Consider the following 26,362-nt stretch of genomic DNA (forward strand, 5'->3'; position numbering starts at 1 on the left):
GTCCTTTCTCTTAAACGGTCAGTAAGACCGGGTCGTGGTCATGGCGCAGCGCATCATGCTCTGCGAAAGACTGGTCATTACCCGCCAGGATGGCGGCTTCCTGTTCCCCGGCGAAGCCCTGGCCTCTGCCCTGCTGCTGGCCCGACTGCGAGGAAACCTGGACGTTAACCTGAATAAAGTTTTGCTCGGTCAGGCTCTGGCGCAGATCGTTACTGGTCTGCTGCAGCGCCCGATAAACCTCAGCGTGGCTGGCATTGATTTGCACCTGCATCCTGCCGTTGTCGACCTGTAGCGAGATGTCGATCTTGCCCATATCCGGCGGATCGAGGCGGATGGTTGCGTGCTGGATCTGATTTTTCACCTGGATCTGCAGGCGATCGCCCAGCGCGCTTTGCAGCTGCTGCGACCAGCGGTTGTCTTCGGTATCGACATGCACGGGCGCATGCTGCATCACGCCAGTTGCTGCGGGCGATGCGCCCACGGACGGCGCCGCAGAAACGGCAGGCATTGCGGGCGCGACGACACCCGCGGTCGTCAGGGTGTTAAACAGCTGCGGCGTGACCGGCTGCATCTCTTTCGGCAACGGCACGGCCGTTTCTCCGCCCGTAGCAGCGTGAACCGGAAGCGCTGGCACAGTGGTCAGCGTCGGCGCGAGGCCGTTCATGGCAGGCATGTTCGGCGTGAGCGACAGCGTTGGGGCCGTATTCATCGACACCGCCAGCGGCTCCGGCTGAGCCCTCACAGGCATCTGGCTGGACATCAGCAACGCTTCCAGTAGCTGCTGCGGCGCGCTCTCTTTCAGCGGCAGCGTTGTCGCCTGCGCGTCGTCCTTTTCGTCATCCTTCTCTTTTATCGCCGTCACCTCAGCGCTGACGTTCGGGCGCGGCAGCGTCTGCCCCTGCTGGGCCAGCAGCGTGGAGATCACGTTGAGGAGCGCATCACTAAACCCCGCGTTGCCAGAAGCTGCTTCGCCGTTACCCTGCGGCTGCGCGCCGATGGCCTCCGCTGACTGTGGCGTACCTGAGGCGGTATTCAGCCCGGCAGAAAGATTCAGTAAATCCATTAGCCGAAATCCTCCGCGTCCATAAAGCCCGCATAGGCGCTTGCACCCTCGCGATTACGACGGGACAGCGCCATCTTCTGCGCCAGCACATCGCTTTCAACCTGCGCGCACTCCCTCACCTGCTGATGAAGGTCGCGAACGGCGCTCAACGCCTGGCGCAGAGGCTCGTCCGGCGTCACAGCGCTCAATGAGGCCAGAAACTTCGCCAGGCGGACGTCCACGCGCTGCACTTCCGCCCAGCGTCCTTCCGCTGCCGCCTGTTTCAGCGCCTCTCCCAGTGCCCGCAGGGTCTTCACCTGACTCATGCCGTCTGACCCATTTTTTCCCAGCCCTGTTGCAGATTGCCGAGGATCGCCTCGACCTCTTCAATCTGCTCCACGGAGAGCTTGTGGCTGGCGTCGTACAGGCGATAGACGCAGTAGTCATAAAGATTGGCGAGGCTCACTGCCAGTTCGCCGCCCTTGTCGAAGTCCAGCGCGCTGGTCAGCGCATTCAGAATGTCGATGCACTTATTGATGCTTGCGGCCTTGCGCTCATAACGGTGAGCGGCGAGGTGGCTTTTGGCCCGCACCAGCTCATCCATCAGCCCGTTGAACAGCATCAGCACCAGCTGATGCGGGTTCGCCGCGGCGGCCTGAATCGCCAGATCGGACTGTTGATACTGGCCGAAGCCTTCCTGTTCATTGCCGTACATAACCGGTGGGGTTCCTTAAACTAAGCCAAACATGCTCATGGTGTTGTTCATCTGCGTCATGACCTGCTGCAGCTGCGTAAACTGCTTGAGATAGCGGTTATACGAGTTGTCATAGCGGGTCTGGATCTTGGCCGTTTTGTCGTCAATATCCTTCTGCTGACGATCGAGGGTATCCTCACGTCCTTTCAGCAGGCCCGAAGTGCTGCTGAGGTACTTATCGAGGGACTTATCCATCGTCTTCAGCAGGCCTTTGTCGCCATTGAAGAAATCCGTCACTGACTGCGGATCGTTTTTCAGCTGCTCGTTGAGCTTGTCGCTGTCGAGGGTCAGCTTGCCGTCTTTGTCGGCGGTGATGCCGAATTTGGTCATATCCTGATCGCCGAAGGTGTTGCGCAGCATGTTGCTCAGCTCACTGCTGAGTGAGGACATGCTGGCATCCCCGGCGAACGCCCCGCGATCTTTACCGTCGCTGCCGCTGGCGGTCAGGCTCTTCAGGGTATCTTTCAGGGTGTTATAGGCATCGATAAACGCCTGAACCTGCTCCTGAGTGCCGGAAGTATCGGTATCCACGGTGATGATCAGCGGCTTGTTCGCCTCGGTGGTGCCGGTCAGCTGAATGCTGACGCCGTCCACCAGGTCACTCAGGGTGTTGGAGCTGCTGGTGAGCTCATTCTGTGAATTACCGAGGGTGAATTTCGCATCCTGGGCGTCGGAAATGTTATCGGTGTTATCAAAAATCGTCTGGTCGCTGGTCAGGCCGGAGGTATCCAGCTGAATGCTGTTCTTTGCCCCGGTCTGATCGCTGCTCAGCATTAACGTCACTTTGCCGTCTGTGCGCACCAGCGAAGCGGTGACGCCCGTTTTTTCGCCGTCGCTGCCCTCCGGAAACGCTGATTTGTTCACCGCATCAGCAAAATCCGACAGGCTCTCCAGGTCGTCCATGTTGATATCAATGGACTTTCCGTCGACGGTGATGGACAGGGTCCCTTTGGCATCCTTGATGCTTTGATCCGTCAGATCGGAATAGCCGGTCTGTTCCGCCGTTGCCAGCTGGGTCACGTTCAGGCTGTAGGTGCCTTTACGCGCCGACGCGCTGGCGGTGATGTTGGCAATCCCTTCCTGGTTCATGGAGGCGATATTTTTCAACACCGTGCTGCTGGAGGAGTTCATTCCGGTGATAGCCGTACGGAAGGTGGTCAGCGCGGTGCGCAGTGACGACAGCCCCGTACGCTGCGCAGCCAGAGTGGACGATTGGCTTTTCAGCGCATTCTGCATAGCCAGAATGTCATACTGGGCCAACTGGGTGGCCATCTGCGTGGGATCAATACTGGAAAAGTCAGACATCGTTAGTTTCTCCTGGCATGCGTGCTATACGTCATATGCATTGGTTATAGCAACGATCATGCCAACTTTTTAGTTGTTTATATTCAGTTAGTTATAGCGAGAAGGGAAAGAGCGATTCCCCGTACTTCCGGCAAGAGGAAGTTTTTAAGGGCAAAAAAAAACACCGCCATACAGCGGTGTTTGTCTTGCGGGCTACATGCTCGAGAGCAACCGGCTGAGATTAGCCCAGCAGGGACATCACCATACCGGACATGCTGTTGGACTGTTTCAGCATGGACATGCTGGTTTGGGCCAGCATCTGGTTGCGGGTCATGCTGGACGCTTCGCTTGCGAAGTCAGCATCACGGATGTTGCCCAGCGCCAGCTCGGTGTTGTCCTTCATGTTCGCCAGGTTAGCCGCGGTGTGACCCAGACGGTTAATGTTGGCACCCAGGCTTGAACGCATGGAGCCGATGCTTTCCAGGCCCGCTTCCAGATCCTTCATCAGACCCTGTGCAGCAGAAGCGGTGAAGCCAGAACCGGTCAGGCCAGACAGCGTGGTCGCGATGGTGCTGATACCGGAAGCGGTGGTCGCCAACGCGCCAGAGAGATCAACGCTCATCTTCTCATCAGCGCTGGAGCCAATCTGGAAGTTCATCTCTTTGGTCAGCTTACCGCCAGAGGTGTTGAACAGTTTTTCACCGCCGTAAGAGGTGTTGCCCATGATGTTGTCCAGCTCTTTCTGCAGCTCGCCCAGCTCAGAACCGATCGCGTCACGGTCTTTTGCGGTGTTAGTGTCGTTCGCTGCCTGCGTGGCGAGGTCTTTCATGCGGTACATGATGTTGCTCACTTCGTCGAAAGCGCCTTCCGCGGTCTGCAGCATTGCAGTCGCGTCAGAGATGTTGCGCTGCGCAACAGCCATACCGTTGCTCTGACCCTGCAGGCGGCTTGCAATCTGCAGGCCCGCTGCATCATCGGCTGCGGAGTTGATACGTTTGCCGGTGCCCAGACGCTCCATTGCAGTGGATAACATGCTGTTGGATTTGTTCAGCGCGTTAATGGACGCCATGGAAGAACCGCTGGTGAAAATAGAAAGTGCCATCTTGTTAATCTCCTTTGCAACCTGTCTGTCAGGTTTCGTGTCGTGTACCAGACTAAAACGACACGCGTTCGACTGAAATTAAATGCCGATTAAAAAAATCTTCAAAATAATTTCCCTTACGATTACCGACGGCATTCAGATTAGTTGTTCTAATCGAAAATAAGATGAACTCTCATGCACCTTATAAATTTGATACGGCCAATAAATAAAAACAATAAGCGACTGTAAAAAACAGAACTTAAACCCCGCATCAACTTTATTTTCATTATCACAAAATCTATAACCACTCCTGGAGAATGGATAAAGACTGGTACAAGCTAATTACATCCACATCATTATCCTTAACATAAAGATAATTTACTTATCGTGCTTAACGTTTGACCAGGAAACCACCAGCAATGTTAATACCACAGCAGGACTTTTGTTCAGCATGGTGTTGCGCGCCGCACTTTTATCGCGTAAAAAGAGCCACGGGAAAAGTTAATTCCTGCGTAACGGTCTCATCAGGAAGATTAATGTCTCCCTGTATTGCTGATAGAAAAGGCAAGAGCCCCCTGCAAGGACCCGGTTTTCCCACCGCAGGCTGCGACAATTCTTAAAAGAATTATAAATGGAATTAACCAACAGGTAACACGTGCTGAATGGGAAATCTATTCTGGCAGTGTTGTTTTGTCTTTACTGGATGGTGATGGCCAATCAATGAATAAGCGCTATGGTTCCGTTAATAACTGGCTAATTGATATCCCTTCAGGATCAATTCTCCATTTAGTCAGTGGAGAGCGTAAGCGCCTGGGTGAATATCAGCTAAAACTTCTGCATATTTTAATGCAGGAAGCCGGGCGTATTTTGACCCGCGAGGAACTCACCAATCTGGTGTGGGAGCGTCGGGTTATTGGCAATAACAGTTTGCCGAATGCTATTCATGCATTACGAACCGCCTTAGAAGATGACGGTAAAACCCAGAAAATAATCAGAACGATTCCCCGCAAAGGGTACCTGCTGGAAGCGGAATACTGCTGCTTCGTCGAGAAAGAGGAAGCTGAAGTTAGCGACCCTGAAGCCGATGACGCAAGCCTGGCTCACGAACCGACAGAAGGCCTGACACCTGAGGCGCAGGACGAACCCGAAGGCATTGAGCCTCAGATTAAAGACGTGGCCCCTGAGCCCACGCCGTCAGATTCTGTTCGGGTGATGAGCCGGGCGCAGCGCTGGGTAACGCTTGCGCTGCTGCTGATGCTCTCCTCATTTCTCAGCATGATCCTCGCCTCAAGGCTGACAATGCATCACCCGGGCAACACGCTGACGGCCGAAGAGATTCAGGCCAACGTCTACAGTCATATCAAGCTCTATGCTATCGACAACGAAGTGAATCCCACCTGGGAAGAGGATCAGCTCTACGGCAAGCTCAAGGGCACGCTCTACACCCTGAACCAGATGATTAAGTCTCAGGGCGTGACCATGGATATCTACTTTTTTAGTGATAACCAGACGCTGAACTACACCTTTTCGCTGCGCAGCCACTGTGATGAAAAGCAGCTGGTGATGACGCTGTATCACTGGCGTATTGATGCGCAGAATCTCAACAACCTGATTTTACGTGAAACCCGGAGGAAGCTCAGTGAAATGGCTACATGCAAAGACAGCTAATCGGTTGATTGCTGTTCTAATTTTGCTGGTCCTGGCCGCAGGCTGGGGTGCGTGGAGCACCTTCAATCCCCCGACGCTGCATGTCAAAACCGACGTGGAAGGCAATTTTCAGCTGGGCTTTTATGACCTGATGTCGCAGCGCAAAGAGATCTACGACTCCAGCATGAAGACGACCAACGGCACGGTGCTGTCGACCATCACCAGCCCGGAAGATAACCGCTTTGTGTTTAAAGGGAAATTCACCCAGACGCTGGCCCAGAACGGCAAGCTCTATTTCTACCTGACGCCGATTTACTACAGCACGCCGCAGAAGGGACTGATGATTGACGGCCTGGTCGATTTGCTGATGCATACCCGTTTCTGGATGGCGCCGATTGAAATCGACTCTAAACCGCTGGTTGTCGGGCAGAGCGGGTCGATTTTTTGTTATCCATTGAAGAAGTAGGCTCTCGCCGCCCTTTACATTATTCGGCTCCCCCTGGACCTCCTTCCTTTGAGGCCAGGGGATTGCAAAGGGGAATCAGGTTATTCCCTGCCCCCTACCCCAGTAAATTTTTCACCGTCCCCGCACGCACATTCGCCTGCGCGCCCAGCGCAGTCGATAACGTTGAAAACTGTTTTCCACTGTTCGCCAGACTCTGCGCCAGCGCCTTCGAGGTCTCCTGCGCCTGTTTCGGGCTGTAAACCGTCGCCATATCATCAATCCTCGACGATACGCTGGCCTGCTGCTGGCGAAGCTGGCTCCGCTGCGCCGTGATATGGTTCAGCGTGTTCTGCATTTTCGGCAGGCTGTCCCACTCGCGGCGCTGCGTGATTTGCAGCATCTCATCGCTGCTGGCGATTTCGGCCTGAGGCGCTAACAGGGTAAAAGCATCCGCCGGGAAGTGTCGCCCTTCGCCACGCACGCTGAACTGCTGGCTGACGCGATCCCAGTTTGATTCAGCCACCTGGAAAGTGAGCTGCCCGTTTGCGGCCTGGCGGGCGTGAATGCCGAGCCGTCCCAGGCCGATATTCAACTGCGTTACCGTCTGTTTCGGCGTGGCTTCATCGGGCAGCGCAATAGCGGCAAGCTGACGCTCTCTGCCCCCGAGAGCAAAGACCAGCGTTTCGCCCCCCGGATTAAGCAGCAGCTTTTCGCTGCCCGGCAGGGTGAAGTTGACGCTGTTACTCTGCTGTACCGAAGAGGTCAGGTGCCGATCCACAGTACCGCCGGAGAGCTGCTGGCGGCGTTCGAGGTGCGTTTTTAACGCAGCGGACTGGCGGCTGGTGTCGCCCTGGCTGAACGCCTGGCGCAGCTGCAGCAGACGGTTTTCGGTCTGTGCCAGATAGTCATCGGCCTGCTGTACGGCGGTAAGCTGCTGGTTAAGCTGCACGTTATAACGCAGCGGACGGCGGGAAAGCAGCGCGGCTTCCGGAAAAGCATTACGCGCCGACGGCGTGGAAACCGCAGCCGGACGCTGAATGGTTTGTGAGGCATCCACCCCACCACGCGCGAACGTAGCGGGAGTGTGAGCCGTGGTAGTTTTTAAACCGACTTGCATAATGATTACAACAGGCTGAACAGGTTGAGCTGGCTAACCATACTGTAAGCCTTGTTGGTTATCTGGATGGACTGGGTATACATCTGCAGGTTGCTGCTGGCTGTTGCCCAGTCGGTATCGGAGAGATCGCGCACCACCTGATCGTTGGCCATGCTGACGCCCTCATGGGCATTTTTCAGCAGTTCAAGGCGATTCTGACGTCCGCCCAGATCGGTATAAAGTGACGCCACGCTGTCGCTACTCTTCTGGACCTGTGCGATCGCATCACTGATTTCATCCTGATAATCAGCGAAGTTCGCGTTCGGATCCTGCATTTTCTCGCTCAGCGCCTTCAGCTTATTCAGCGTCTCCAGATCGTTGCCGGAGCCGGAGAACGATCCAGAAATCTGCGTGGTTTCGCTGATGCTGACGCCGTTCGCCACGTCGGTTTCACGGGTCTTATTGTTGCCGTTGAAGACGTAGTTGCCGTTCTCATCCAGCGTCACAGGACGGGTGTCGGTTTTGGTGCCGGAGAAGAGGTAGCCACCGCTCTCGTTCTTCGCATTCATGATCTCCACCATCGAGTCGATCATCGAAGAAATTTCCGCCCCGTAGCCCGACATATCCTGCTGGCTGTGGGTGCTGTTGTTGGCTGACAGAAGCTTGCTGCTCAGCGCATCAAGCTGATCGTTAAGCGCCGTCACCTGGCTTTCCTGAATGGCCAGCGATCCGCTCAGGCTGGAGATGTTGCTCTGATATTGCTTAATCGCTGACTGCTCGCGGTTGAGCTGCACCATGCGGCTGGCGGCCACCGGATCGTCCGACGGTACGTTCACTCGCTTTAAGGTGGAAAGCTGTTCCATTAGTTTACTGACGCGCGTGCCGTTGATACCCAGTTGGGAGATCATCGCGTTGGAATTATAAAGGCTGCTGATACGCATTGATTCGTTTCTCCGTGGGCTTAGATCATGTTCAGCAGATCGCTGAAGATCTGGTTGCCGGTGGCAATCACTTTCATGTTCGACTGATAGGCCTGCATGTAGGTTTGCAGGTTGATCGCCTCTTCGTCCTGGTTGACGGCACTCAGGTTATCGCGCTGGTTTTGCGCCTGCTCGTACACGGCAGTTGCCGCGTCGGTTTCGGTCTGGCTTTTGCGGCTGGCGATACCGATGGTGGAAACAATCGACGCTGCGCCGTCGTTGAGGCTCATGTTGCCGAGGCCCGGAATGTCGATGGGCTTATCTTTCAGCTCGATAAGGGCCTTCAGATTGCCACCGTTGCCCACCTCAGTCGGATCGTCTGAGAGCGCAATCTCTTCGGGTGTGAGATCGGACACGGTCAGCATGCCTGCCGGGTTGGTCGGATCGAAGACAAACAGCGGCCTGCCCGGATTACCGTTCAGATCGTAGCCCTGACCCAGCTGGTCGTTGAACAGCGTGGCGACGGATTCGGCCATGCCCTGCACCGCATCCTTCATCTGCTTCAGAGTGGTGGTTTCATAGTCGTACAGCGCGCCAAGCTGGCCGCCCGTCGACGGGTTAATCGAATATTCGCTATTGGAAAACTTCAGCGTCAGGGTCGCGTTGCCATTGGCGTCCTGGGCGGTGCTCAGCTGCCCGGCCGTTTTGCCACTCACCAGCGGCTGACCGTTGGTCATTGCCACCGTGAAGTTGCCCGCGCTGTCTTCCGAAACCTTCACGTCCACCATGCCGCTCATCTGCTTCACCAGCTCGTCACGCTGATCGCGAAGCACGCTGGTATTACCGCCAGTGGCCTCCATCTCGGTGATCTGTTTGTTGTAGTCGGCGATACCCGCACTCAGGGTATTTACCTGATCGACAATGGCGTTGCGCTGGGTGCCGACCGACGTCTTCTGGCTGTTGATGAAGTCATTCATGCTGTTGAAGCGCTGGGCAAGCGATCCTGCCTGGCTCAGCAGCTGCTGACGCTGAGCACGGTTACTCGGATCCTTAGTCAGGGCGCTCAGCGCGCCCACAAAATCATCCAGACCGCTGCCAAGGCTGGTTGAATCGGTTCCAATCACCTTCTCCAGGGCGCTGACATACTGGTTGCCCGTCGCGAAGTAGTTGGCTTTGGTGTTGGTCTGCCAGACCTGGCTGGTCAGATACTGATCGGAAATGCGGCGAATCGAATCCACCTGCACGCCGTTGCCGCTGTTCAGGCCCGCCTGCCCCATTGGCCCGATGGCGCTCTGGATTATGCCCTGGCGGCTATAGCCTGGCGTCAGCCAGTTGGCGACGTTCATCGAGGTCACGTTCATGCCGAGCTGCGCGGCCTGCACGCCGCTCCAGGCGATATTGATCATACTCATCGTTTATTTCTCCTTCCCGTGGCGCAGCACTGGCACCACTGGAGTATTCAGGTCCTGAGGATGCTGTTGTAAAGCGACCATTCCGCGGTCTTCCTTAAGCGGGGCTGCGGCCTGCGGCGAAAGCTGGCTGACGATCATCTGCGCGATGCCGGTGCTGCGCTGGGAGGCCAGCTGGCCGGCGAGTTTGTCATCATAAAAATCACGCATCATGCGCTGCTGCTTGCTGTTAAACGGGTTGTCTTCCCCGATAACGTCCGACGCCTTACGCATCTCTTTGAGCATCGAACGCAGGAACAGCGCCTCAAACTGCTCGGAGGCCTGTTCAAGATTCTGCGGCTTCACCTGCCCGGTCACGTCGCCGGGCAGCACCTGGGTCTGGCGGTTAATGGCATCAATCATGGTCACTCCTTAAATCACCACCAGTTCTGCATCCAGCGCACCCGCTTCGTGCAGGGCCTGCAAAATCGCCATGGTGTCGTCGGGTGCAGCGCCAAGGCTGTTGATGGTATTCACGATGCTGCGCAGGCTGGTGCCCGCCGGAATGGTGACCATCTGCCCGCCGCCGCGATTGACGTCGACGTTGCTGTTCGGCGTGACCACAGTGCGGCCCTGGCTGAACGCACCTGGCTGGCTGACGTTCGACGATTCGCTGATGGTCACGGTCAGGTTGCCGTGGGACACCGCAGCCGCACGCACCACCACGCCGTCGCCGATCACCACGGTGCCGGTTCGGGCGTTGAACACCACGCGAGGCGGCTGTTTACCCGCATTGATCTGCACGTCTTCCAGCGTCGACATAAACGCCACGCGCTCGCCTGCGCTCATCGGCGCACGCACTGCCACGTTGGTCGCGCTCTGGGCCGTCGCCGTGCCGATGCCGAAAGCATTGTTCAGCGCCACCGCCACGCTGTTGGCGGTTTTAAAGCTTGGGCGCTTGAGGTTCAGCATCACGACCGGCTCCTGCTGGAAGTCGGTGACCACCTCGCGCTCCACCGAGCCGCCGTTCGGCACCCGGCCAACCGTCGGGGTATTGATGGTGACGCTGGAGCCGCTGTTGCCTTCAGCTCTCACGCCGCCCACCACAACGTTGCCCTGCGCCAGGGCGTAGACTTCGCCATCGGCCCCGCGCAGCTGGGTCATCAGCAAAGTACCGCCGCGCAGGCTTTTGGCATCGCCGATGGAAGAAACCGTAACGTCAATGGACTGCCCGCGTGCGTAGCCCGGCGGTAAGGTCGCGCTGATGGCGACCGCCGCCACGTTCTTCACCTTCGGGTCGATTTTGGTCGGCAGCTGCACGCCGAACTGGCGCAGCATGTTGGTCACCGACTGGCTGGTGAATTTGACCTGGTTTTTATCGCCGGTGCCGTCGAGGCCCACCACCAGGCTGTAGCCAACCAGTTGGTTGCCGCGCACGCCCTGAATATCCACCACGTCGCCGAGGCGCTGCGCCCCGGCACCAAAGCTGCACACCAGCAGCATCAGGAGGAATAATTTACGCATCATGGCCTCCATTAAATTGGGAACAGCGGGTGGTTAAAGAAGCGGGTCAGCCAGCCTGCCGAGTTGGCATCGCTCAGCGCGCCGCGTCCCGCGTAGGAGATACGGGCGTTGGCGATGCGCTGCGAAGAGATGGAGTTATCACGCTCAACGTCTTCGGCACGCACCAGCCCCGTCACCCGCATGTACTCATCACCCTGATTCAGGGTGAGCCACTTCTCGCCGCGGATAGCCAGCACGCCGTTAGGCAGCACTTTGAATACTGCGACGGTGATGGAGCCACGCAGGCTGTTTTGCTGCTGTGAGGTGGCGTTGCCGTTGAAGTTACGGTTGCCGTCTATCGAGCCGGAGAGCTGATCGACTGACGTGCCGAAGGCTTCCGGGATACCGATGGAGACATTGTTCTTCTTGCCGAAGTTGGTTCGCGCCTGCTTGCTGGCCTGGGTGGACTCGTCGAGCTTCACGGTCAGGATATCGCCGACGCGATACGCCCGACGGTCCTGAATCAACGACCAGTTGTAGCCGGGGTTGTATAACCCGCCGCCGCTCACCTGAGTGGGCGGCATCACGATATCGTTCGGTGGCGCATAGGCCGCATCGTCCTTTTTCACCAGCAAGGCCGGGCTTTCACACCCCGCCAGACACAGCGCCAGTAAGCTGATAACTACCTGCTTTTTCATCTCTCTTTCACTTTATTTCACTCGTCGCTACATCGACTGCGTGACAAACTTCAACATGTCGTCGGCGGCGGAAACCATTTTGGCGTTCATTTCGTACGCACGCTGGACGGTGATCATGTCCACCATCTCTTCCACCACCTGGACGTTTGATCCTTCGAGCGACCCCTGCTCAAGCTGACCGAATGCTTCTTCTCCCGGCACCCCTTCCACCGCTTCGCCGCTGGCGGCGGTTTCGCGATAGAGGTTGCCGCCCATCGCTTCCAGTCCGGCCGGATTGACGAAGTTCACCAGCGTCAGCTGACCGAGCTCCACCGGATCGGCTTCGCCCGCCACCGTCGCGGTGATGGTGCCGTCTTTGGCAATCTGCAAATCCTTGGTGTTGGCGGGCAGCTCAATTTGCGGCACCAGCGGCAGGCCCTGAGCGTTGGTCAGCACGCCGTCCGGGTTTTTCTGGAAGTTGCCCGCGCGGGTGTAGGCGATGTCGCCGTCCGGGGTCTCCACCTGGAAGAAGCCCTGGCCGGTGATAGCGACGTCAAGGTTCTGCCCGGTGTTCTGAATGTTGCCGACGGAGAACTCTTTCTGCGTGCCGACAATCTTCACCCCGGTGCCGTACTGAATACCGGTTGGCGCGACGTTGTTCTGATCGAGCTGGCCGCCCGGCGTGCGCTGGTTCTGATAGAACAGATCGGCAAACATCGCCCGATCGCGCTTGAAGCCGGTGGTATTGACGTTGGCCAGGTTGTTGGAGATCGCGGTCATTTTGGCGTCCTGCGCCGCCAGACCGGTTTTACTGATCCATAATGCTGGATTCATGCTCTGCTCTCTCTAAGTCAGGTGCCGCGAATCAGGCGGTTGCCGGCATTTGCCAGGTCTTCCGCCGCCTTCATCATTTTGATTTGCGCTTCAAACTGGCGGTTAAGGGCGATGCTGGAAACCATTTCATCGATCGCCGACACGTTCGCCATTTCGAGGTGCCCCGCAGACAGAGTGACGTCCTCATCACGTGGATTAACCGCCGCGTTAGTCACTAACAAGCCGTCGACGTTTTTACTGAGCTGCGCGGCCGGGATGTTCACCAGCTTGATGCGATCCACGTCCACCGGCGCGGCGATGTTGCCGTCTTCAGGCACGATGGTGACGATACCGTCATCGCCGATGCTGACGGACGAAAACGGCGGCAGCACGATTGGCCCGTTGTCCCCTTCGACGGGCAGCCCGCCAATGGACAGGTCGCCTTCCGGGCTGACGTCAATCTGCCCGTTGCGGGTGTAGACCTCACGGTTACCGCTGGCGAGCGCAATCAGGCCGTTGCCCTTGATGGCGACGTCCAGACTGCGCCCGGTTTCGCGCACCGCACCCGGCGTCATATCAACGCCGCCCGGCACCGCTTCCACCAGGTAGCGCGAGTCGTAGCCTTCGCCACCTACCTGCTGTGAAATAGCGTTGTCCAGATCGCTGCGAAAGCCCTGGGTGTTAACGTTCGCCAGGTTGTTCGAGTGGATCTGCTGCTGCGACAGGCTGCGCGATGCGCCGCTGACGGCAGTAAAAATCAAACGATCCATTACACCGCCTGGAAGAGTGCGTTCATCATGTTGTCGTTGGTGCTGATGACCTTGGTGTTGGCCTGATAGTTACGCTGCGCACTCATCAGCCCGACCAGCTCAGAGGTCATATCCACGTTGGACTGCTCCAGCGCCCCGGCTTTGATGCTGCCGAGCAGGCCCGAGCCCGGAGCCCCGGTCAGCGGCGCCCCGGAGTTGGCGGTCTGTGCCCAGGTGGTGCCGTCTTTGGAGGCCAGACCGTTCGGGTTGGCGAAGTTGGCGAGGATCAGCTGGCCCTGCAGCAGGCGTTCACCGTTGGAGAAGGTGGCGTAGACGCTGCCGTCTTCATCAATGGCCTGGCCGGTACGTTCGCCGGAGGCATAGCCGCTGCCTTTGTTTTTGCTCACGGAGAAATCGGAGCCGTACTGAGTGGTGCCGGTGTAGCTCAGGTCGATGGAGAGATCTTCGGCGCCCGGCACGGAAGCGGTCAGCGTCGTGATGCCGGTCGGGCTTTTCAGTACGCCCTGCTCGGTGAACTCCATCGCCTGGCTGCTGCCCGGAATTTCGGTGTCATCCATGTAGTAGTGAACTTCCCAGCTGTTCTCGCCGGTTTTGACGAAGTACTGGTTCACCGTGTGCTCGCGACCGAGTGAGTCATACACCTGAGTGGTATAGGTGTCATTGAAGCTGGTGCTGTCTTTCGGGTCGAACGGCGTGGTGGCCGGGACCTCCGCGTTGGCGTTGAGGTTGGCGGTGAAGTCGAGGGAGTCGGTCGCCTTCGCCGGGATGGAGCCGCTGGTGATGGTCAGGTTGCCCACGGTGCCCACCTGCAGCTTGCCGCTCGCATCCACCGGGTAACCCTGAAGATACATGCCGAGGTTGTTGATCAGGTTACCGCCCGGATCGGTGCCGAAGTAGCCCGCGCGGGTGTAAGAAGTGGTGCCATCGCCGTCGCGAACCACAAAGAAGCCATTGCCGTTGATGGCGAGATCGAGAGCGTTACCGGTAGCGGTAATGCTGCCGCCTTTCGTGATACTTTCGGTCACACCGGTCATGCCCACGCCCAGCGCCTGAGTGCCCGCATACAGAGAAGCAAACTCCGCGCGGCCAGACTTGAAGCCTACTGTGCCGGAGTTGGCGATGTTGTTCGAAATAGCGTTCAGCTGTTCGGTGATGGCGTTGAGGCCGGAGGTTGCGATACTAAAGCTCATAAAAAAGTCCTGTTAACAATTCCGTGTATGGCTCAGCTGCGCGTCTGCGCCGAGTCACCAAACTGAGTAATTTTGTTGTAAGCCACTTCGCCGATGCCGACGATGTTGAGCTGCGTTGGGCTGCCGTCCAGCGGAATGCGCACATTAGACACGGTGCCACCAATTTCCACAGGCACGGCCTCTTCACCGGTGTCCGTCACCACGCTGAGGGTGTACTTCCCTTCTGGCAGGCCCATCTCTTTCGGATCAATGGTGAAGTCCACCTGGCCAGCTTCCTGGTTCGCCAGCTCAATTTTGTGCTCGGTTCCGCTGGAATCCTTGACGATCACCGTTACCTTGCTGGCCGGATGCTCGAGGGTCAGACGCCCTTCGATTGAGGTTTCACCGTCGCTGTTGATGCTGTCGGTCTGCACCATCACGTGCTGGCCAACCAGGTTGCCGGTGGTCAGAGTTTGCAGGTTGTCCATCAGCACGGAGTTGTTGGCCATCAGCTGTGACATGGTTTCCATTGACTGCACCTGAGTCAGCTGCGCCAGCTGGCTTACGTACTCAGTGCCGTCGGTCGGGTTGAGCGGATCCTGGTTCTGGATCTGCGCCACCAGCAGCTGCATAAACAGGTTGTTCATCCCGGCGGCAGAGCCGTTGCTGGCGATGTTGTTGCTGGATGACGGGTCTTGCTGGCTGCTGCCTGTGGTTCCATCGACGTTCATGCTTACACTTCTCCAAGTCGCAGCAGGCTTTGCTGCATGCTTTTCACACTGTTAAGAACATCCACGTTGGTTTCGAAGCTGCGCGACGCGGACATCATGTCGGCCATCTCTTCCACCACGTTGACGTCCGGGTAATAGACATAACCATCAGTGTTCGCCATCGGGTTATGCGGCTCATAGCGCTGCACTGCATTGCCGCTCTCCACCACGTCCATCACCTGCACGCGGGCGCCGGTCAGGGCGCGGTTGTTCATCAGCTCGTCGTTGCCATACACTGCAGCAAACACCGGACGACGTGCTTTGTAGACGCCGTCTTCGCTGGCCGCAGCGGTTTCTGCATTCGCCATGTTGCTGGCGATGGTGTTAAGCCTGACGGTTTGTGCCGTCATCGCCGACCCGGAAACGCGGTAAATATCGGTAAAAGCCATATTCTGTTGCTACCTGAATGGGGTTACTTACCTTCAATGGCCTGCTTGAGGCCAGTGAACTTCATGTTCAAAAACGCGAGGCTCATCTGGTAGTCCTGCGTGTTTTTGGAAAATTCAGCCTGCTCTACGTTCAGGGCAACGGTGTTGCCGTCTGAAGAGGGCTGATACGGCACGCGATACATCATTTGCGGCGCTGATGAGGTTGAAAAACTCGACTGTGAGCGTTGCATCTCAGCGGCAAAATCAATATCTTTAGCCTGGAAATTGGGGGTATCGACGTTAGCCAGGTTGGCTGAAAGCATCTCTGCTCGGGAAAGTCGAAGTGCTACAGCCTGCGGATGTACTCCTAAAGCCTTGTCAAAAGTGATACTCACAATCTGCTTCCTCTGATGCCAGAAACTGGCGGTCAATATGCTATGCCAACGCTCACTCATAGCAATTATCGTGCCAGGTTTTTAACATCATGATTTATAGAACTTTTATCCAATATCCAACCACCGGAATGAAGGGTTACTTCCGCCTTTCCGACCTCGTTTTCCTCTTGCTGACGCTCGGCGCTTTCTCCGCCTCTGCGCAGGCGCAAAATGCCCGCAAGCAGATCTACGTTGCCGTGCAACTGCACGCCTCAGACATCATCCGCAACGAAGCCAAACGCCGCAGCTGGCCTGACTATCAGGCAAAAATGAACCTGTTTATTCCGGCCGAAGCGGCACAGCTGCCCGCCTGCGGCAAAAGCCTTTCCGTCTCCTTTCCGGGCGGCGACAAAGTGGAGCTCTCCCGCATGCGCCTCGACGTGCGCTGCGACGAAGGCCAGGGCTGGGATATGGCGGTCACCGTCAAACCGGACATCTACCTGCCCGTCGTGGTCGCAAAACAGGGGCTCGAGCGCGGACATGTGATCGCCCCCGACGACATCGCCATCAAAAAGCTCAACATCAGCAACGCTCGCGGCAATTACGTCACCCAGCCTGACGACGTGATGGGACTGACCGTGAAGCGCCGCGTGCGCGAACTCCAGCCAATAGCCCTGAATCAGCTTGATTCGCCTGTCCTGGTGGAACGCGGCCAGCGGGTGATGATGATTGCCGAGCAGGGCGGCGTGCAGGCCCAGACCGTTGGTGAGGCGATGAAAAAGGGGCGCAAAGGCGAAATGATCAAGGTGAAAAATGAGAGCAGCGAGCGTGTCGTCAGCGCCATCGTGGCCGACAGCGGCGTGGTGCGGATGGTGTATGCCTCCGGTCAATAAAAATCCACAAACCGGTTTAAGTCTTCTGCCCTCGCGGTCGCTTTACAGGGATATGGGAGAACGGAAGCCCTTTTTCCGCAGGGACGTCTTCCCGCGCATCCAGAACGAATAAGAGAGAAAGTGATGAAAGTGAGTGCTACACAATACAACCTGAACGCCGCCATCAATAAAGCCAGCAGCACGGAGCAGACCCGCACCGTGGCGCAGGAAGGGCAAACCGTCACACGCAGTGCCGCCATCGATCCGGTCCTGGGCAATGCGCAATCACAGCTTGCTGCCCTGCCGGACGTCGACATGGCCCGCGTGGCCGAAATGAAAGACGCCATCAGCAGCGGCAAAATCGCCATTCATCTCGATTCGCTGACCGATGCGATGCAGAAGTATTTTCAGAGGTAATTCATGAGTAACCCGGCTCAACAGGTCAAAGCCGTCATTCAGGGCCTGGCGGAAGACCGCCAGCGCTATCAGGCGCTGAACATTCTGCTCGGCGAGCAACGCCTGCACATCATCGCCCGTAGCGCAGCCGCGCTCGATGAAGTAAACACGAAAATTATGGCGCTATATCAGCAGCTCACCCACAACAGCCAGCAGCGCTATCGGCTGCTCGACGGGCTCGGCATTCAGGCCAGCAGCTTTGGCATGCAGTCGCTGATTGCCCGCCTGCCCGGCGAAAACAAGCCGAAGGTCGGCGCCCTTTGGCGCGATCTCCAGCAGCAGGCCGCTACCTGCCAGGCCAGCAACGACGCCAACGGCGCGTTAATGCACATGCAGCAGGACATTCTGGTCAATCTGCTGAACATCGGCGAGCCTGAAAACTGGCTATATCAGCAGGCGTAAAGCACGATGGAGCAGCGCGTTTTTCAGTTTCGCCCGCATCTTGCCATTCAGTATCAGATGCAGGCCCCCAAATACGATTGCCGGCATTTGCTGATAGTCATGTCCGGTTTCAACCTTCCCGACCCGACCATTTACGACTTCTCAATGCTGGCCCACTGCCGCTCGGCGATCCTCTGGATCAAAGACGATGTTGACGGCCTGCCCGCCTATTATCTCTGCCGCGATATGTCTTTTGAGTTTGAAGAAGGTGTCAGTACGCTTATCGAGGCCGTCAGGAATAGCGTTAAACCCACCCATGTCTCAATATTAGGCGCATCCAAAGGCGGCACCGCGTCTTTATACTTCGGCATTAAGCACAAGATTAAAAACATCATCACCGCCGTGCCGCAGTTCAGCATTGGCCGCTATGTCGCCACGGGGTACTGGCAGGATGTCGGCAAGGCGATGATGGGGAATGTGAACGAAGAGAATCAGTATTTTTTAGATAATTACCTGCCCTACGCGCTGGACCAGGACCGCTGCCTGGAGCGCAATATCTATCTTTTCACCTCGCCGCAGGATAAGCAGTTTAAAACTGAAGTGGAGCCGAACCTTCATCTGCTGGAGAAGTACAGCGGCTTTAATCTGATTGAAACCTTCTCCCCGTACGTGACCGAGCATACCCGGGTCACGGCCTATAACCTGAACTTAATTCTGGCGCTGATTTATCAGTTTGAAGACGGGATAGCGCCCGCCTGGGGGCATATTCGTAACGGCAGCCAGTGGAGCCAGTAATGCAAAACCGTCAACACCCCCTCACCGTGATAACCTTCGGCACCTTTGATGTCTTCCACATTGGTCATCTCAACGTTCTGGAACGCGCTCGTAAACTGGGTAACAGGCTCATCGTTGGCGTCTCTTCTGATGAACTCAACCAACGGAAAAAAGCCCGCCTGCCGGTTTACCGGGAAAGTGAAAGACTCAAGATAATCGACAGCCTGAAGTGCGTTGATGCGGTTTTTCTGGAAGAGTCACTGGAAAGAAAAGCGGAATATATCCGCCACTTCCAGGCCGATATCCTGGTGATGGGTGACGACTGGAAAGGGAAGTTTGATGAGTTCTCTTCGCTTTGTGAGGTGATTTACCTGCCAAGAACGCCTTCCGTTTCAACCACCACAATCATCGAAGTCGTTAAGGCGATGTAGCCCTTTTCAGGGCCACATCAGCGAGTCACATCAGGCTCTGCGGAACAGCGCGCTCCGCAGGCTGTGCAGAAAAGCATTCTCCTCGGCGGGCTGCGGGTTTTCGATAGCATCGATGATAACGCGGGCGGCGCGCTCCGCAGCCTGACCATCCTGCCAGGCATCGCAGTAGTGATGACGAACGCGCTCCAGCTCGCTCATTTTCGTTTGCCACTCGGCCTCTTTCTCTTCGGATAACCACTGACGAAGCCCGACGATGTCTTCCACCACCGGCAGCAGCGTCCTGATTTTTTGATCCGGGCTGCTGGCGCTGGAGAAGGTTCTCTCCCCTTCCAGCAGCGCTTCCATGTTTTCCCAACTCAGCAGAACTGTTTTTTTGCCCGCATGAATAGCATCGAAAATAAAGCCGCTGTTGTCGGTTAGCACGTAATCAGCGGCATGCAGCAACGCCAGGGTCGAGTCGTGGGAAGTCATACGATGGCGCAGATGGCGGCGGGCCAGCGCCAGAGAATCTTTTTCCTCCGGTCGGCAGAGCGTGCCGTGGTGCAGCTTGGTCACCACGTTGAAATCCTGCTCCAGACGCCCGATGATTTTCGCCCAGTGCCCCAGCGAGCTCAGCTCGCCAAAGGTCGGGGCGTAGAGCAGCGTTTTCTTTGCCGGATCGAGCTTCAGCTTATCGACCGCCTGCGATGAAAAGTCACCGGTATGCCAGGCATCAAAGCGGGGATTCCCCACCGCAATAGCGCTGCCATTAACGTCCAGCGCACGCTGCGTATAGTGGCTGTAGCAGAGAATACGGTGGTAATAGGCGTTCCACCAGGCGTGATTCCACTGTTCTTTCGCGAGGCCATACAGCGTGCGGATATTTATCTCGCTGAGGCCCTGAATCAGCGGCGTGAAGTAGGGGCTGAGCAGGCAGGCATAGCGGACGTTTTGCTTTCTCACCTGCGAAAGCGGTCGCCAGCGCAGCGCCGGGTCGCTCAGCTGCTGCAGCAGCGTCAGCATCTCTTTTACCAGCTCGGCTGAAATTTCATCGCTGATAACCAGTTCGCAGACGACACCCTGCCTGCGCAGGGCGGCGATGATCGGCTTATAAACCTGATAGTGGAAGGCCGTCTCCATATAGAAACCGACCGCGCTGTCTGACGAACCCGGAGCCGTAAAACAGTCTGCAACGCCGTTATCAAACAGCGAAGGCGTGCAGCCCAGCCATTGCCCCTGAGCCGCCAGGAGGGAGAAGACCTGCGCCACGCTGGCATCCTCTCGTGCGAGGAGCGCGCCAGTGAGAACCGAATAATAGCTCGCCCGAACCAGCATCGCGCCAGTTTGCCCGGCCTGCTGAACCTGTACTACGCCGGGCAGCGCTTTGATCTCCCGGCCTTCGGTAATCTGCCCTGACAGCAGCCAGAGGGGAATCTCACACCCCTTAAACACCGAAAAAACCTTCTCCAACTGGGCGCTGTATTTGGCCTGTCCGATGGGCCGCGTGCCCTGGGGAAGGAAGAGAAATTCAGGCCATCCCTCCTCAGTCGCCCGCCGCAGGGCCAGCAGCCACTGCTCCGTCAGAGGTATCTGCGTGGGGATCACGCTTAGCCGCTCCAGACTCAGCCCGAGGTCGTCACAAAAAGCCTGAGCTTCGTCGTCTGCTACCACAGCGGCAACTTTCGCAACCGACGACCAGCCAGCCTCCCGACGCTTCGCACCCCGATGAAGGCTTTGATACCACTGCAAAGAGATCGCGTCCGGCACCCGTTGTTCCAGTGACTCGTCGATAAACTGGCTCCCGGGAGCCATCAAATCGGCGTCCAGCCGCTGCGGATCCCAGATGATGCTCGTCAGCTGTGGATGGGCTGGCAGGCACTGGCACGCGCTGGTCACCGGCAGCGGTGAGCCGGGCTGCCATGAGTCCGGGAAGACCGGCCCGCTGACGGCGCTGTGCTTAAGGCTAAACGCCGACGCAGAGATCTGCCCCGGCAGGCAAGCCAGACGATTCAGGCTTGCGTACCACTGCGGCACGCCGGAGATCACCGCCGAGGTTGCAGCGGCGGAAAACGTCTGCGTCATCCAGAGCTGCACGAAGTCGGCCGGGAAGCTGAGATTATCGCTGAGAAACAGCAGCACATCCCCCTGTGCTTCGGCGGCGAGCAGGTTACGCTTCCCCGCCTCGCTCAGTGCCTGAGGTCTGTGAAGGTAGCGCACGCTTACGGCTGACGCTTCTCCCTGAAGCAACGCGCTGACCATCGCGGCACGATCCTCTGCGCCGCCATCAAGCACGATCAGCTCACGTTTCGCCACGGGCCAGCTCTGGCGGCAGTACTGCCAGATAACCCAGGGCAAAAATTCTGCACGTGACGTCAGCGGGACCAGCACGCTGACAGCGGGAAACTCAGAAGCGTCACAGAGGGTCATGCAAGGGCACTCATTCATGTCAAAGTTCAGTCACAGCAGCGACAGCCCGCACAGCAGGCTGTAATCGGACGTCGTGTTCTGCTCCGCCGTTACCGGATGCTGGAGCTCCCAGGCGCTGAGAGCGCTAATCAGCACCAGCGCGGTTTGCGTCGGCAGAACGCCTTCATCATTCGCGCCCAGCGCGCAGAGCATGCGGATGCGGAAGAATGTGGTCACCAGTTGCAGGTAGGCCTCACCATAGTTGGCGCATGCCACGCCCGGGAACACGTCGTGATAGAGCTTGTAGATCAGGAAATTACGCATGATCTGCAGCTGCTCCGTAAACAGCAGGACCTGAGTGTCGGCAAGCTCCAGCTCCTTCAGGCGCTCCTCAAGACGTGATGTAGGCATAATCGCCAGTTCGCTGAGCTTCAGCATCACGCCCATTTTCTCGGCCATCGGCAGGTTCAGCGCAAGGCGCAGCTGGCCCATCTCCTTCAGCGCCGCGAGGCTGTTCTGCGGAATCGGCGGCAGCTCGCCAAACTGCTGCTCCAGGATGCCCTCTTCCGCCAGCATCGCCAGCTGTTCGCCCATCGCGAGCAGCAGCATCGGGTCGCTTTCGCCCTTATCCAGATACTGTTGGGCCTTGCTCAGCAGCACGCCGATAGCATACAGGCTCACTTCCAGCGGCATCGACGGATGCACGGCCAGGTTGATGCACTGCTGGTTAAGCATTTCATCCCACGGCGACAACATCTGTTCACCCTGAGGCTCCGCGTGGGAAACCTTCAGATTGAAGGCTTCCGGGTCGAGCAGAATGGCTTTGGCTGCGGATTCACAAGCCATCGCAAGGCTCTCGCGCTGCTGGTTTTTCAGCGCGACGTTAACGCGCGGCCAGCCTTCCGGAGCCTGCTGGCAGGCCGGGCATTGACAGGCGTCGGCGTCGAAGCGGACGACGTAATCGGGTTGGTAGTGGTCAATCATTTCCATCATTCTCTCTCCGGGCGCTCAGGCGTCCGTGGTTAAAGGCGGTTTGCGGAAAAACCAGTGGGTACAGTCGAGGGGTTTTCCGCTCTGCGGGTTACGGGCGTGTTGCAGGAAGGCAAAGCTCGGGCTGAAGCCCAGCCACAAATGGCCGAAGCCCATTAGCGCCGCCCACACCCGGTCAAGGGAAGCGTTCCGTTCCAGACCCTGACGGTAGGCGTCCGTCAGGAGGTCGTAGTAGTTTGCGTTCACCGCATAGGCGCAGCCGCAGCCCGCATTGAAGATACGCGCCACGCCTTTGAGCGACTGTGTGAGCGTGAACTGCTCATGGCGCGCGCCGAGCAGCAGCACCTGCCAGTCAATCTGCCCGAGGCCGTTCAGCAGCCGGTTCACCTGGTTGACGGTGTTCTCTTTTTTCACGAACTGCACGTCGGCATCGAGCAGCAGCACACTGGCCCAGCCCTGCGCTTTGGCTTCCTCCAACACTTCGCTATGGGTCAACAGCTCCGTCTGTTCGGGCGTTTCGCCTCTGACTGACAGCACCGGCAGCAGCTGATTTGCCGTCACGCCAAACGCCAGCAGCGCCTGAGCGCGTTCGGCGAGGGTCGCTTCATCAGCGGCAATCAGCGCGATTTTGTCGAACGCCTGCCAGGCCACCTGGGTATTGAGCGGCGCGTGGCTCAGGCGACGGTAGTGCGCCAGCAGGTTGCCGTCAGTCACGAAGTCTTCGAGCCGCAGATCGGTTGGGATCGAGCTGCCCATAATGAAGTCTTTGTCGTAGGTGTTGCTGCTGTGCGAGATACAGAGGATCGCTTTTTTCGGATCGACCTGGAGGACCGGCGTGGTGAAGCCCTTCAGAAAGCCCTGCTCTTCCCCGAGGGTGGCATCGTCTTCATAGCGGTGCTTCGTGAGCAGGTTGCGGTGCAGCCCGAAGGTGCCGTTCAGCGCATGGCGCTTGCCAAACGGATGGGTCAGGTAAATTTTGTCGAGGTGGCTGTACCAGATGTAGATCTGATCGCAGCCGGAGAACCGCGCGTTGTGCTGCTGCATCTGGCTGACCTGATAAGAAATCTTGTCCGCCGGGTAGTAGTCATCGTCGTCAAAGCAGAGGATGTACTCGCCCTTCGCCATCTCATTGAGCAGGTTGCGTTTTTTCCCAAGCGCCAGCCGTGCTTCGCTGTGAACGTAGCGCACGTTGCCGCCCTCGCCCACCAGCATCGCCACCAGGTCGGCATTACTCTGCTCTGAGTCGTCGAGGATAATCAGCTCGCGCTTATCGGCCGGGTAGTCCTGGTACTGCCAGATGTAGAGCAGATAGGGCAAAAATTCGCGGCGGTTCCACGTCGGGCAGACCACGCTGATAAACGGTGTCGGCAACGAACGTGCCGCCTGCTGGCGCTGCATCAGCGAGGACATCAGCCCCTGCTGGCGTGACTGAAAGGTATTTTTCGGTGTGCTCATGGTGATTATCGCGGGCGTAAGATCTGCTGGCGCAGCCAGCACTGGGCGGAAACGGCATCGGTCATTTTTTGCTCGCGACGATCGCGCTCGCGTTGGCGTTCGGCGCGCTTGTCGTCCAGCACCATACCGAGACTCTTTTCGCGCTTCGCCTCGGTCAACAAATGCCCCTGAATCGAGCGGGCCTCAATGTCGGCCAGCGCCTGCTCCTGTTTCTGCCAGTCGATGACCCGCTGGATGTTGCGCTTGTAGCTTGCCTGGTTAAACATCAGCGCGGCGCTGGTGTCAGTCAGCGCCTCCATGCCGTTGGCCAGGTTGCTCAGGGCTGTAATGTTGTTCTCAAAGCGCTGGCACAGCTGCTTTTGCGAGGCCAGCTTCAGGCTGAGATCGTCAACCGCGCGGGTGCGCATCCGGTGCAGCTGTTCGAGGGTAGAGATCAGTTTGCTCATGGCGATTATCCTGCCTGTGCCAGGGTTTGCAGATCGGCCACGGTGCCGCCGAGCAGCGCCGCGTCATGCACTTCCTGCTGTAAAAACTGCGTGATGGCGGGCGCAAGCCGCACCGCTTTGTCGGCCAGCGGATCGGCTCCGGCCACGTAGCCGCCGAGTGGGATCAGCGGCTTAATGCTCTGATATTCGGCGTAAAGCTGCTTCATCGTGCGGGCAGCGAGCTGATGCTCGCGGGCGGTCACCTGGCTCATACAGCGGCTGATGGACTGCCCGATATCAATGGCCGGATAGTGTCCGGCCTCCGCCAGGTGGCGGGAGAGCACAATGTGGCCGTCGAGCACCGCACGGGCGCAGTCGACGATCGGATCCTGCTGATCGTCCCCTTCCGCCAGCACGGTATAAATGGCGGTCATCGATCCCTGACTTTCGCTGTTGCCCGCGCTTTCCACGAGGCGTGGGATCATGCTGAAGGCCGACGGCGGATAGCCTTTGGTGGCCGGAGGCTCGCCCAAAGAGAGCGCAATCTCACGCTGCGCCATCGCGTAACGGGTGAGAGAATCCACCAGCAGCAGGACGTCTTTGCCCTTGTCGCGGTAGTAGCTGGCAATGCTGTGGCACAGCTCCGTCGCCTTGATGCGCATCAGCGGCGATTCGTCCGCAGGCGCGGCGACAATCACCGATTTCGCCTGCCCTTCGGCGCCGAGCGAGTTATCAATAAATTCTTTAACTTCGCGGCCGCGCTCGCCAATCAGGCCCACAACCACCACTTCCGCCTGGGTGTAGCGGGTGATCATGCCGAGCAGCACGCTTTTGCCGACGCCGCTGCCCGCCATCAGCCCGACGCGCTGGCCCTTGCCGATGGTCAGCAGGCCGTTAATGGCGCGTACGCCAACGTCGAGCGGGGCTTCTACGGGCTGGCGACGCAGCGGATGCACCTGCGGCAGCTGTGTAGCAAGAGGCGTGTCACCGCCGAGGCGGCCTTTGTCATCAATCGGCTCACCGAGTCCGTTGACCACGCGCCCGAGCCAGCGGTCGCCAATCATCACGCTTTCATTTTTTACGGCAGGAAAGACGCGTGCCCCGGCAATCAGCCCGGACGGGTGTTTGAACGGCATCAGCATGGTCATATCGCGATCGAAGCCGACCACCTGCGCGTCCATCAGCGAGCCGTCGGCGCTTTCCACCTGGCACATCTGCCCGACCGCCAGCCGACAGCCGACGCACTCAAGCAGAATGCCGTTGACGCGCACCAGCCGCCCGGCCACGCGGGCCAGATCGATCTGCTCGATGGAGCGCAGCGCCTGCTCGAAATCAAGCGAGCTCATGCTGTCCTTCCGGCAGCAGCGTCTCTTTCAGCACGCTGACGCACTGGTCCAGGCGGTGCTGGCAGCCAATGTCCATTTCAGTGGATTCAGTGATGACGCGGCATTCACCGGGCGCCAGTGACGGATCGGCCATCAGCCCCCACTGCTGCGCTTTTTCAGGCTCGGCTTCGCTTATGCGGCGGAACTCTTCGGCGTTAAGCTGCACGCGGATCATTTCCGGCGGCGGCGCGAGGCTGCTCAGCGCCTCTTCCACCAGGGTTAACAGCTGGGTGGGATGGAGCGTCAGCTCACAGCGGATCACCTGCCGGGTGACTTTCTCCACCAGCTGAAGCAACTCTTCACGGCGGCGCTGTTCGTAGCCATCGAGATACGCACGTAATTCATCGGTGATGCGGTCGAAGGGTTCGGCGGCCTCAAGGAACTGCTGACGGGCGAGCTGTTTACCTTCGCTCATTCCCTTACGCATGCCGTCGTCGAAGCCCAGCCGCGCGCCTTCCTGATAACCGTCCTCTTTACCCTCTTCCATGCCCTGGGCGAAGCCCCGGTTTAGCCCTTCCTGATACCCCTCTTTCAGCTGCTGCTGCATCTGCAGCGGGTCGAGGGTATGCAAAGACTCATCGAGCGGCTGCGCATCGCCGGGCTGCCAGCGTTTACGCAGCGGCGGGAACTTGTGCAGGCGGGGCTTCACCACTGCCTGACGGCGAGGCGTCAGCGCATCCAGCGGCAGGCTGCGTTTCTTAAACATG

At 58.0% G+C, this 26,362-nt stretch carries 30 protein-coding genes; 7 read left to right on the forward strand and 23 right to left on the reverse strand.

The window, feature by feature from the left end:
* Positions 1-10 precede the first annotated feature (10 nt).
* The 5 genes from CRO87_RS09035 to CRO87_RS09055 form a co-directional block, all read right to left on the reverse strand.
* Positions 11-1,063 (reverse strand): flagellar hook-length control protein FliK, encoded by a 1,053-nt coding sequence (locus CRO87_RS09035; RefSeq protein WP_176504285.1) that lies wholly within the window; start codon positions 1,061-1,063, stop codon positions 11-13.
* Positions 1,063-1,368, reverse strand: coding sequence for a hypothetical protein (locus CRO87_RS09040; RefSeq protein ID WP_097162600.1), 306 nt, complete (start codon positions 1,366-1,368; stop codon positions 1,063-1,065). The genes CRO87_RS09035 and CRO87_RS09040 overlap by 1 nt, the downstream gene beginning before the upstream one ends.
* Positions 1,365-1,757 carry a flagellar export chaperone FliS gene (fliS, locus tag CRO87_RS09045; RefSeq protein ID WP_097162601.1) on the reverse strand — a complete coding sequence of 131 codons (393 nt, stop codon included), beginning with the start codon at positions 1,755-1,757 and terminating at the stop codon, positions 1,365-1,367. Before fliS ends, CRO87_RS09040 begins: the two co-directional genes overlap by 4 nt.
* Positions 1,758-1,772: 15 nt before the next feature.
* A complete protein-coding gene (gene fliD, locus CRO87_RS09050) occupies positions 1,773-3,101 on the reverse strand; it encodes a flagellar filament capping protein FliD (RefSeq protein WP_097162602.1) in 1,329 nt (442 codons plus the stop codon).
* Positions 3,102-3,321: 220 nt separating this feature from the next.
* Positions 3,322-4,182: a flagellin gene (locus tag CRO87_RS09055; RefSeq protein WP_176504286.1), complete on the reverse strand. Its 861-nt coding sequence runs from the start codon at positions 4,180-4,182 to the stop codon at positions 3,322-3,324.
* 699 nt (positions 4,183-4,881) lie between these two features.
* On the opposite strand from CRO87_RS09055, the gene CRO87_RS09060 reads away from it, so the two are divergent.
* Together CRO87_RS09060 and CRO87_RS09065 are read left to right on the forward strand one after the other, a co-directional pair.
* The gene (locus CRO87_RS09060) at positions 4,882-5,829 is read left to right on the forward strand and encodes a transcriptional regulator (protein WP_097162603.1); all 948 of its coding nucleotides are present in this window, start codon (positions 4,882-4,884) and stop codon (positions 5,827-5,829) included.
* Between the two features lie 4 nt (positions 5,830-5,833).
* Positions 5,834-6,274 carry a hypothetical protein gene (locus CRO87_RS09065; RefSeq protein ID WP_255252499.1) on the forward strand — a complete coding sequence of 147 codons (441 nt, stop codon included), beginning with the start codon at positions 5,834-5,836 and terminating at the stop codon, positions 6,272-6,274.
* Between the two features lie 94 nt (positions 6,275-6,368).
* On the opposite strand, the gene CRO87_RS09070 is transcribed toward CRO87_RS09065, so the two are convergent.
* The 12 genes from CRO87_RS09070 to CRO87_RS09125 are packed head-to-tail and all read right to left on the reverse strand — an operon-like array spanning position 6,369 to position 16,122.
* Positions 6,369-7,370: a hypothetical protein gene (locus CRO87_RS09070; protein WP_097162605.1), complete on the reverse strand. Its 1,002-nt coding sequence runs from the start codon at positions 7,368-7,370 to the stop codon at positions 6,369-6,371.
* A gap of 5 nt (positions 7,371-7,375) precedes the next feature.
* The gene (gene flgL / locus CRO87_RS09075; protein ID WP_097162606.1) at positions 7,376-8,290 is read right to left on the reverse strand and encodes a flagellar hook-associated protein FlgL; all 915 of its coding nucleotides are present in this window, start codon (positions 8,288-8,290) and stop codon (positions 7,376-7,378) included.
* 20 nt (positions 8,291-8,310) lie between these two features.
* Positions 8,311-9,681 carry a flagellar hook-associated protein FlgK gene (gene flgK / locus CRO87_RS09080; RefSeq protein ID WP_097162607.1) on the reverse strand — a complete coding sequence of 457 codons (1,371 nt, stop codon included), beginning with the start codon at positions 9,679-9,681 and terminating at the stop codon, positions 8,311-8,313.
* Positions 9,682-9,684: 3 nt separating this feature from the next.
* Positions 9,685-10,080, reverse strand: coding sequence for a rod-binding protein (locus tag CRO87_RS09085; RefSeq protein WP_097162608.1), 396 nt, complete (start codon positions 10,078-10,080; stop codon positions 9,685-9,687).
* A gap of 9 nt (positions 10,081-10,089) precedes the next feature.
* Entirely contained in the window at positions 10,090-11,184 is a 1,095-nt protein-coding gene (locus tag CRO87_RS09090) for a flagellar basal body P-ring protein FlgI (protein ID WP_303622078.1), read from the reverse strand.
* Between the two features lie 8 nt (positions 11,185-11,192).
* Entirely contained in the window at positions 11,193-11,858 is a 666-nt protein-coding gene (flgH, locus tag CRO87_RS09095) for a flagellar basal body L-ring protein FlgH (protein WP_097162610.1), read from the reverse strand.
* Between the two features lie 27 nt (positions 11,859-11,885).
* Positions 11,886-12,671 (reverse strand): flagellar basal-body rod protein FlgG, encoded by a 786-nt coding sequence (gene flgG / locus CRO87_RS09100; RefSeq protein WP_097162611.1) that lies wholly within the window; start codon positions 12,669-12,671, stop codon positions 11,886-11,888.
* Between the two features lie 17 nt (positions 12,672-12,688).
* Complete coding sequence (locus CRO87_RS09105; protein WP_097162612.1) at positions 12,689-13,420, reverse strand: flagellar basal body rod protein FlgF; 732 nt, start codon at positions 13,418-13,420, stop codon at positions 12,689-12,691.
* A complete protein-coding gene (flgE, locus tag CRO87_RS09110) occupies positions 13,420-14,610 on the reverse strand; it encodes a flagellar hook protein FlgE (protein ID WP_097162613.1) in 1,191 nt (396 codons plus the stop codon). The genes CRO87_RS09105 and flgE overlap by 1 nt, the downstream gene beginning before the upstream one ends.
* Before the next feature lie 32 nt (positions 14,611-14,642).
* The gene (gene flgD / locus CRO87_RS09115; RefSeq protein ID WP_097162614.1) at positions 14,643-15,320 is read right to left on the reverse strand and encodes a flagellar hook assembly protein FlgD; all 678 of its coding nucleotides are present in this window, start codon (positions 15,318-15,320) and stop codon (positions 14,643-14,645) included.
* A gap of 2 nt (positions 15,321-15,322) precedes the next feature.
* Complete coding sequence (gene flgC / locus CRO87_RS09120) at positions 15,323-15,748, reverse strand: flagellar basal body rod protein FlgC (protein ID WP_097162615.1); 426 nt, start codon at positions 15,746-15,748, stop codon at positions 15,323-15,325.
* A 23-nt stretch (positions 15,749-15,771) separates the two neighbouring features.
* Positions 15,772-16,122, reverse strand: coding sequence for a flagellar basal body protein (locus CRO87_RS09125; RefSeq protein ID WP_097162754.1), 351 nt, complete (start codon positions 16,120-16,122; stop codon positions 15,772-15,774).
* An 89-nt stretch (positions 16,123-16,211) separates the two neighbouring features.
* Here CRO87_RS09125 and flgA point away from each other — a divergent pair, with 89 nt between their 5' ends.
* From flgA to CRO87_RS09150, 5 genes are all read left to right on the forward strand, one after another.
* Entirely contained in the window at positions 16,212-16,994 is a 783-nt protein-coding gene (gene flgA / locus CRO87_RS09130) for a flagellar basal body P-ring formation chaperone FlgA (RefSeq protein WP_097162616.1), read from the forward strand.
* 123 nt (positions 16,995-17,117) lie between these two features.
* Positions 17,118-17,390: a flagellar biosynthesis anti-sigma factor FlgM gene (flgM, locus tag CRO87_RS09135; protein ID WP_097162617.1), complete on the forward strand. Its 273-nt coding sequence runs from the start codon at positions 17,118-17,120 to the stop codon at positions 17,388-17,390.
* Between the two features lie 3 nt (positions 17,391-17,393).
* Positions 17,394-17,831, forward strand: coding sequence for a flagellar protein FlgN (locus tag CRO87_RS09140; protein WP_097162618.1), 438 nt, complete (start codon positions 17,394-17,396; stop codon positions 17,829-17,831).
* A 6-nt stretch (positions 17,832-17,837) separates the two neighbouring features.
* A complete protein-coding gene (locus tag CRO87_RS09145; RefSeq protein ID WP_097162619.1) occupies positions 17,838-18,605 on the forward strand; it encodes a hypothetical protein in 768 nt (255 codons plus the stop codon).
* Complete coding sequence (locus tag CRO87_RS09150) at positions 18,605-19,015, forward strand: adenylyltransferase/cytidyltransferase family protein (RefSeq protein WP_097162620.1); 411 nt, start codon at positions 18,605-18,607, stop codon at positions 19,013-19,015. The genes CRO87_RS09145 and CRO87_RS09150 overlap by 1 nt, the downstream gene beginning before the upstream one ends.
* A gap of 30 nt (positions 19,016-19,045) precedes the next feature.
* On the opposite strand, the gene CRO87_RS09155 is transcribed toward CRO87_RS09150, so the two are convergent.
* Genes CRO87_RS09155 through fliH form a run of 6 tightly spaced genes read right to left on the reverse strand, consistent with a single transcriptional unit; the run spans position 19,046 to position 26,361 of the window.
* Entirely contained in the window at positions 19,046-21,421 is a 2,376-nt protein-coding gene (locus tag CRO87_RS09155; RefSeq protein ID WP_176504287.1) for a CDP-glycerol glycerophosphotransferase family protein, read from the reverse strand.
* Positions 21,422-21,451: 30 nt separating this feature from the next.
* Positions 21,452-22,393 (reverse strand): hypothetical protein, encoded by a 942-nt coding sequence (locus CRO87_RS09160; protein WP_255252500.1) that lies wholly within the window; start codon positions 22,391-22,393, stop codon positions 21,452-21,454.
* Between the two features lie 15 nt (positions 22,394-22,408).
* Positions 22,409-23,845 carry a glycosyltransferase family 2 protein gene (locus tag CRO87_RS09165; RefSeq protein ID WP_255252501.1) on the reverse strand — a complete coding sequence of 479 codons (1,437 nt, stop codon included), beginning with the start codon at positions 23,843-23,845 and terminating at the stop codon, positions 22,409-22,411.
* A gap of 5 nt (positions 23,846-23,850) precedes the next feature.
* Positions 23,851-24,291, reverse strand: coding sequence for a flagellar export protein FliJ (fliJ, locus tag CRO87_RS09170; RefSeq protein ID WP_097162622.1), 441 nt, complete (start codon positions 24,289-24,291; stop codon positions 23,851-23,853).
* Between the two features lie 5 nt (positions 24,292-24,296).
* Positions 24,297-25,616 carry a flagellar protein export ATPase FliI gene (gene fliI, locus CRO87_RS09175; protein ID WP_097162623.1) on the reverse strand — a complete coding sequence of 440 codons (1,320 nt, stop codon included), beginning with the start codon at positions 25,614-25,616 and terminating at the stop codon, positions 24,297-24,299.
* Positions 25,603-26,361, reverse strand: a complete 759-nt coding sequence (fliH, locus tag CRO87_RS09180) for a flagellar assembly protein FliH (RefSeq protein ID WP_097162624.1) — start codon at positions 26,359-26,361, stop codon at positions 25,603-25,605. The genes fliI and fliH overlap by 14 nt, the downstream gene beginning before the upstream one ends.
* Position 26,362: the final 1 nt, after the last annotated feature.

Source organism: Enterobacter sp. CC120223-11 (assembly GCF_900215375.1).
Classification (GTDB): Bacteria; Pseudomonadota; Gammaproteobacteria; order Enterobacterales; family Enterobacteriaceae; genus Scandinavium.

Bases quoted from the DNA above. Each gene is read 5' to 3' on its own strand.
- CRO87_RS09040 (WP_097162600.1), bottom strand. From the start codon at position 1,368: ATGAGTCAGGTGAAGACCCTGCGGGCACTGGGAGAGGCGCTGAAACAG.
- flgA (WP_097162616.1), top strand. From the start codon at position 16,212: ATGATTTATAGAACTTTTATCCAATATCCAACCACCGGAATGAAGGGT.
- flgK (WP_097162607.1), bottom strand. From the start codon at position 9,681: ATGAGTATGATCAATATCGCCTGGAGCGGCGTGCAGGCCGCGCAGCTC.
- flgG (WP_097162611.1), bottom strand. From the start codon at position 12,671: ATGAATCCAGCATTATGGATCAGTAAAACCGGTCTGGCGGCGCAGGAC.
- flgL (WP_097162606.1), bottom strand. From the start codon at position 8,290: ATGCGTATCAGCAGCCTTTATAATTCCAACGCGATGATCTCCCAACTG.
- CRO87_RS09140 (WP_097162618.1), top strand. From the start codon at position 17,394: ATGAGTAACCCGGCTCAACAGGTCAAAGCCGTCATTCAGGGCCTGGCG.
- CRO87_RS09060 (WP_097162603.1), top strand. From the start codon at position 4,882: ATGAATAAGCGCTATGGTTCCGTTAATAACTGGCTAATTGATATCCCT.
- CRO87_RS09155 (WP_176504287.1), bottom strand. From the start codon at position 21,421: ATGACCCTCTGTGACGCTTCTGAGTTTCCCGCTGTCAGCGTGCTGGTC.
- fliH (WP_097162624.1), bottom strand. From the start codon at position 26,361: ATGTTTAAGAAACGCAGCCTGCCGCTGGATGCGCTGACGCCTCGCCGT.
- CRO87_RS09070 (WP_097162605.1), bottom strand. From the start codon at position 7,370: ATGCAAGTCGGTTTAAAAACTACCACGGCTCACACTCCCGCTACGTTC.
- CRO87_RS09150 (WP_097162620.1), top strand. From the start codon at position 18,605: ATGCAAAACCGTCAACACCCCCTCACCGTGATAACCTTCGGCACCTTT.
- flgE (WP_097162613.1), bottom strand. From the start codon at position 14,610: ATGAGCTTTAGTATCGCAACCTCCGGCCTCAACGCCATCACCGAACAG.
- fliD (WP_097162602.1), bottom strand. From the start codon at position 3,101: ATGTCTGACTTTTCCAGTATTGATCCCACGCAGATGGCCACCCAGTTG.
- CRO87_RS09035 (WP_176504285.1), bottom strand. From the start codon at position 1,063: ATGGATTTACTGAATCTTTCTGCCGGGCTGAATACCGCCTCAGGTACG.
- flgC (WP_097162615.1), bottom strand. From the start codon at position 15,748: ATGGCTTTTACCGATATTTACCGCGTTTCCGGGTCGGCGATGACGGCA.
- flgM (WP_097162617.1), top strand. From the start codon at position 17,118: ATGAAAGTGAGTGCTACACAATACAACCTGAACGCCGCCATCAATAAA.
- flgH (WP_097162610.1), bottom strand. From the start codon at position 11,858: ATGAAAAAGCAGGTAGTTATCAGCTTACTGGCGCTGTGTCTGGCGGGG.
- CRO87_RS09165 (WP_255252501.1), bottom strand. From the start codon at position 23,845: ATGAGCACACCGAAAAATACCTTTCAGTCACGCCAGCAGGGGCTGATG.
- CRO87_RS09160 (WP_255252500.1), bottom strand. From the start codon at position 22,393: ATGATGGAAATGATTGACCACTACCAACCCGATTACGTCGTCCGCTTC.
- fliJ (WP_097162622.1), bottom strand. From the start codon at position 24,291: ATGAGCAAACTGATCTCTACCCTCGAACAGCTGCACCGGATGCGCACC.
- CRO87_RS09145 (WP_097162619.1), top strand. From the start codon at position 17,838: ATGGAGCAGCGCGTTTTTCAGTTTCGCCCGCATCTTGCCATTCAGTAT.
- fliS (WP_097162601.1), bottom strand. From the start codon at position 1,757: ATGTACGGCAATGAACAGGAAGGCTTCGGCCAGTATCAACAGTCCGAT.
- CRO87_RS09105 (WP_097162612.1), bottom strand. From the start codon at position 13,420: ATGGATCGTTTGATTTTTACTGCCGTCAGCGGCGCATCGCGCAGCCTG.
- flgD (WP_097162614.1), bottom strand. From the start codon at position 15,320: ATGAACGTCGATGGAACCACAGGCAGCAGCCAGCAAGACCCGTCATCC.
- CRO87_RS09055 (WP_176504286.1), bottom strand. From the start codon at position 4,182: ATGGCACTTTCTATTTTCACCAGCGGTTCTTCCATGGCGTCCATTAAC.
- fliI (WP_097162623.1), bottom strand. From the start codon at position 25,616: ATGAGCTCGCTTGATTTCGAGCAGGCGCTGCGCTCCATCGAGCAGATC.
- CRO87_RS09090 (WP_303622078.1), bottom strand. From the start codon at position 11,184: ATGATGCGTAAATTATTCCTCCTGATGCTGCTGGTGTGCAGCTTTGGT.
- CRO87_RS09085 (WP_097162608.1), bottom strand. From the start codon at position 10,080: ATGATTGATGCCATTAACCGCCAGACCCAGGTGCTGCCCGGCGACGTG.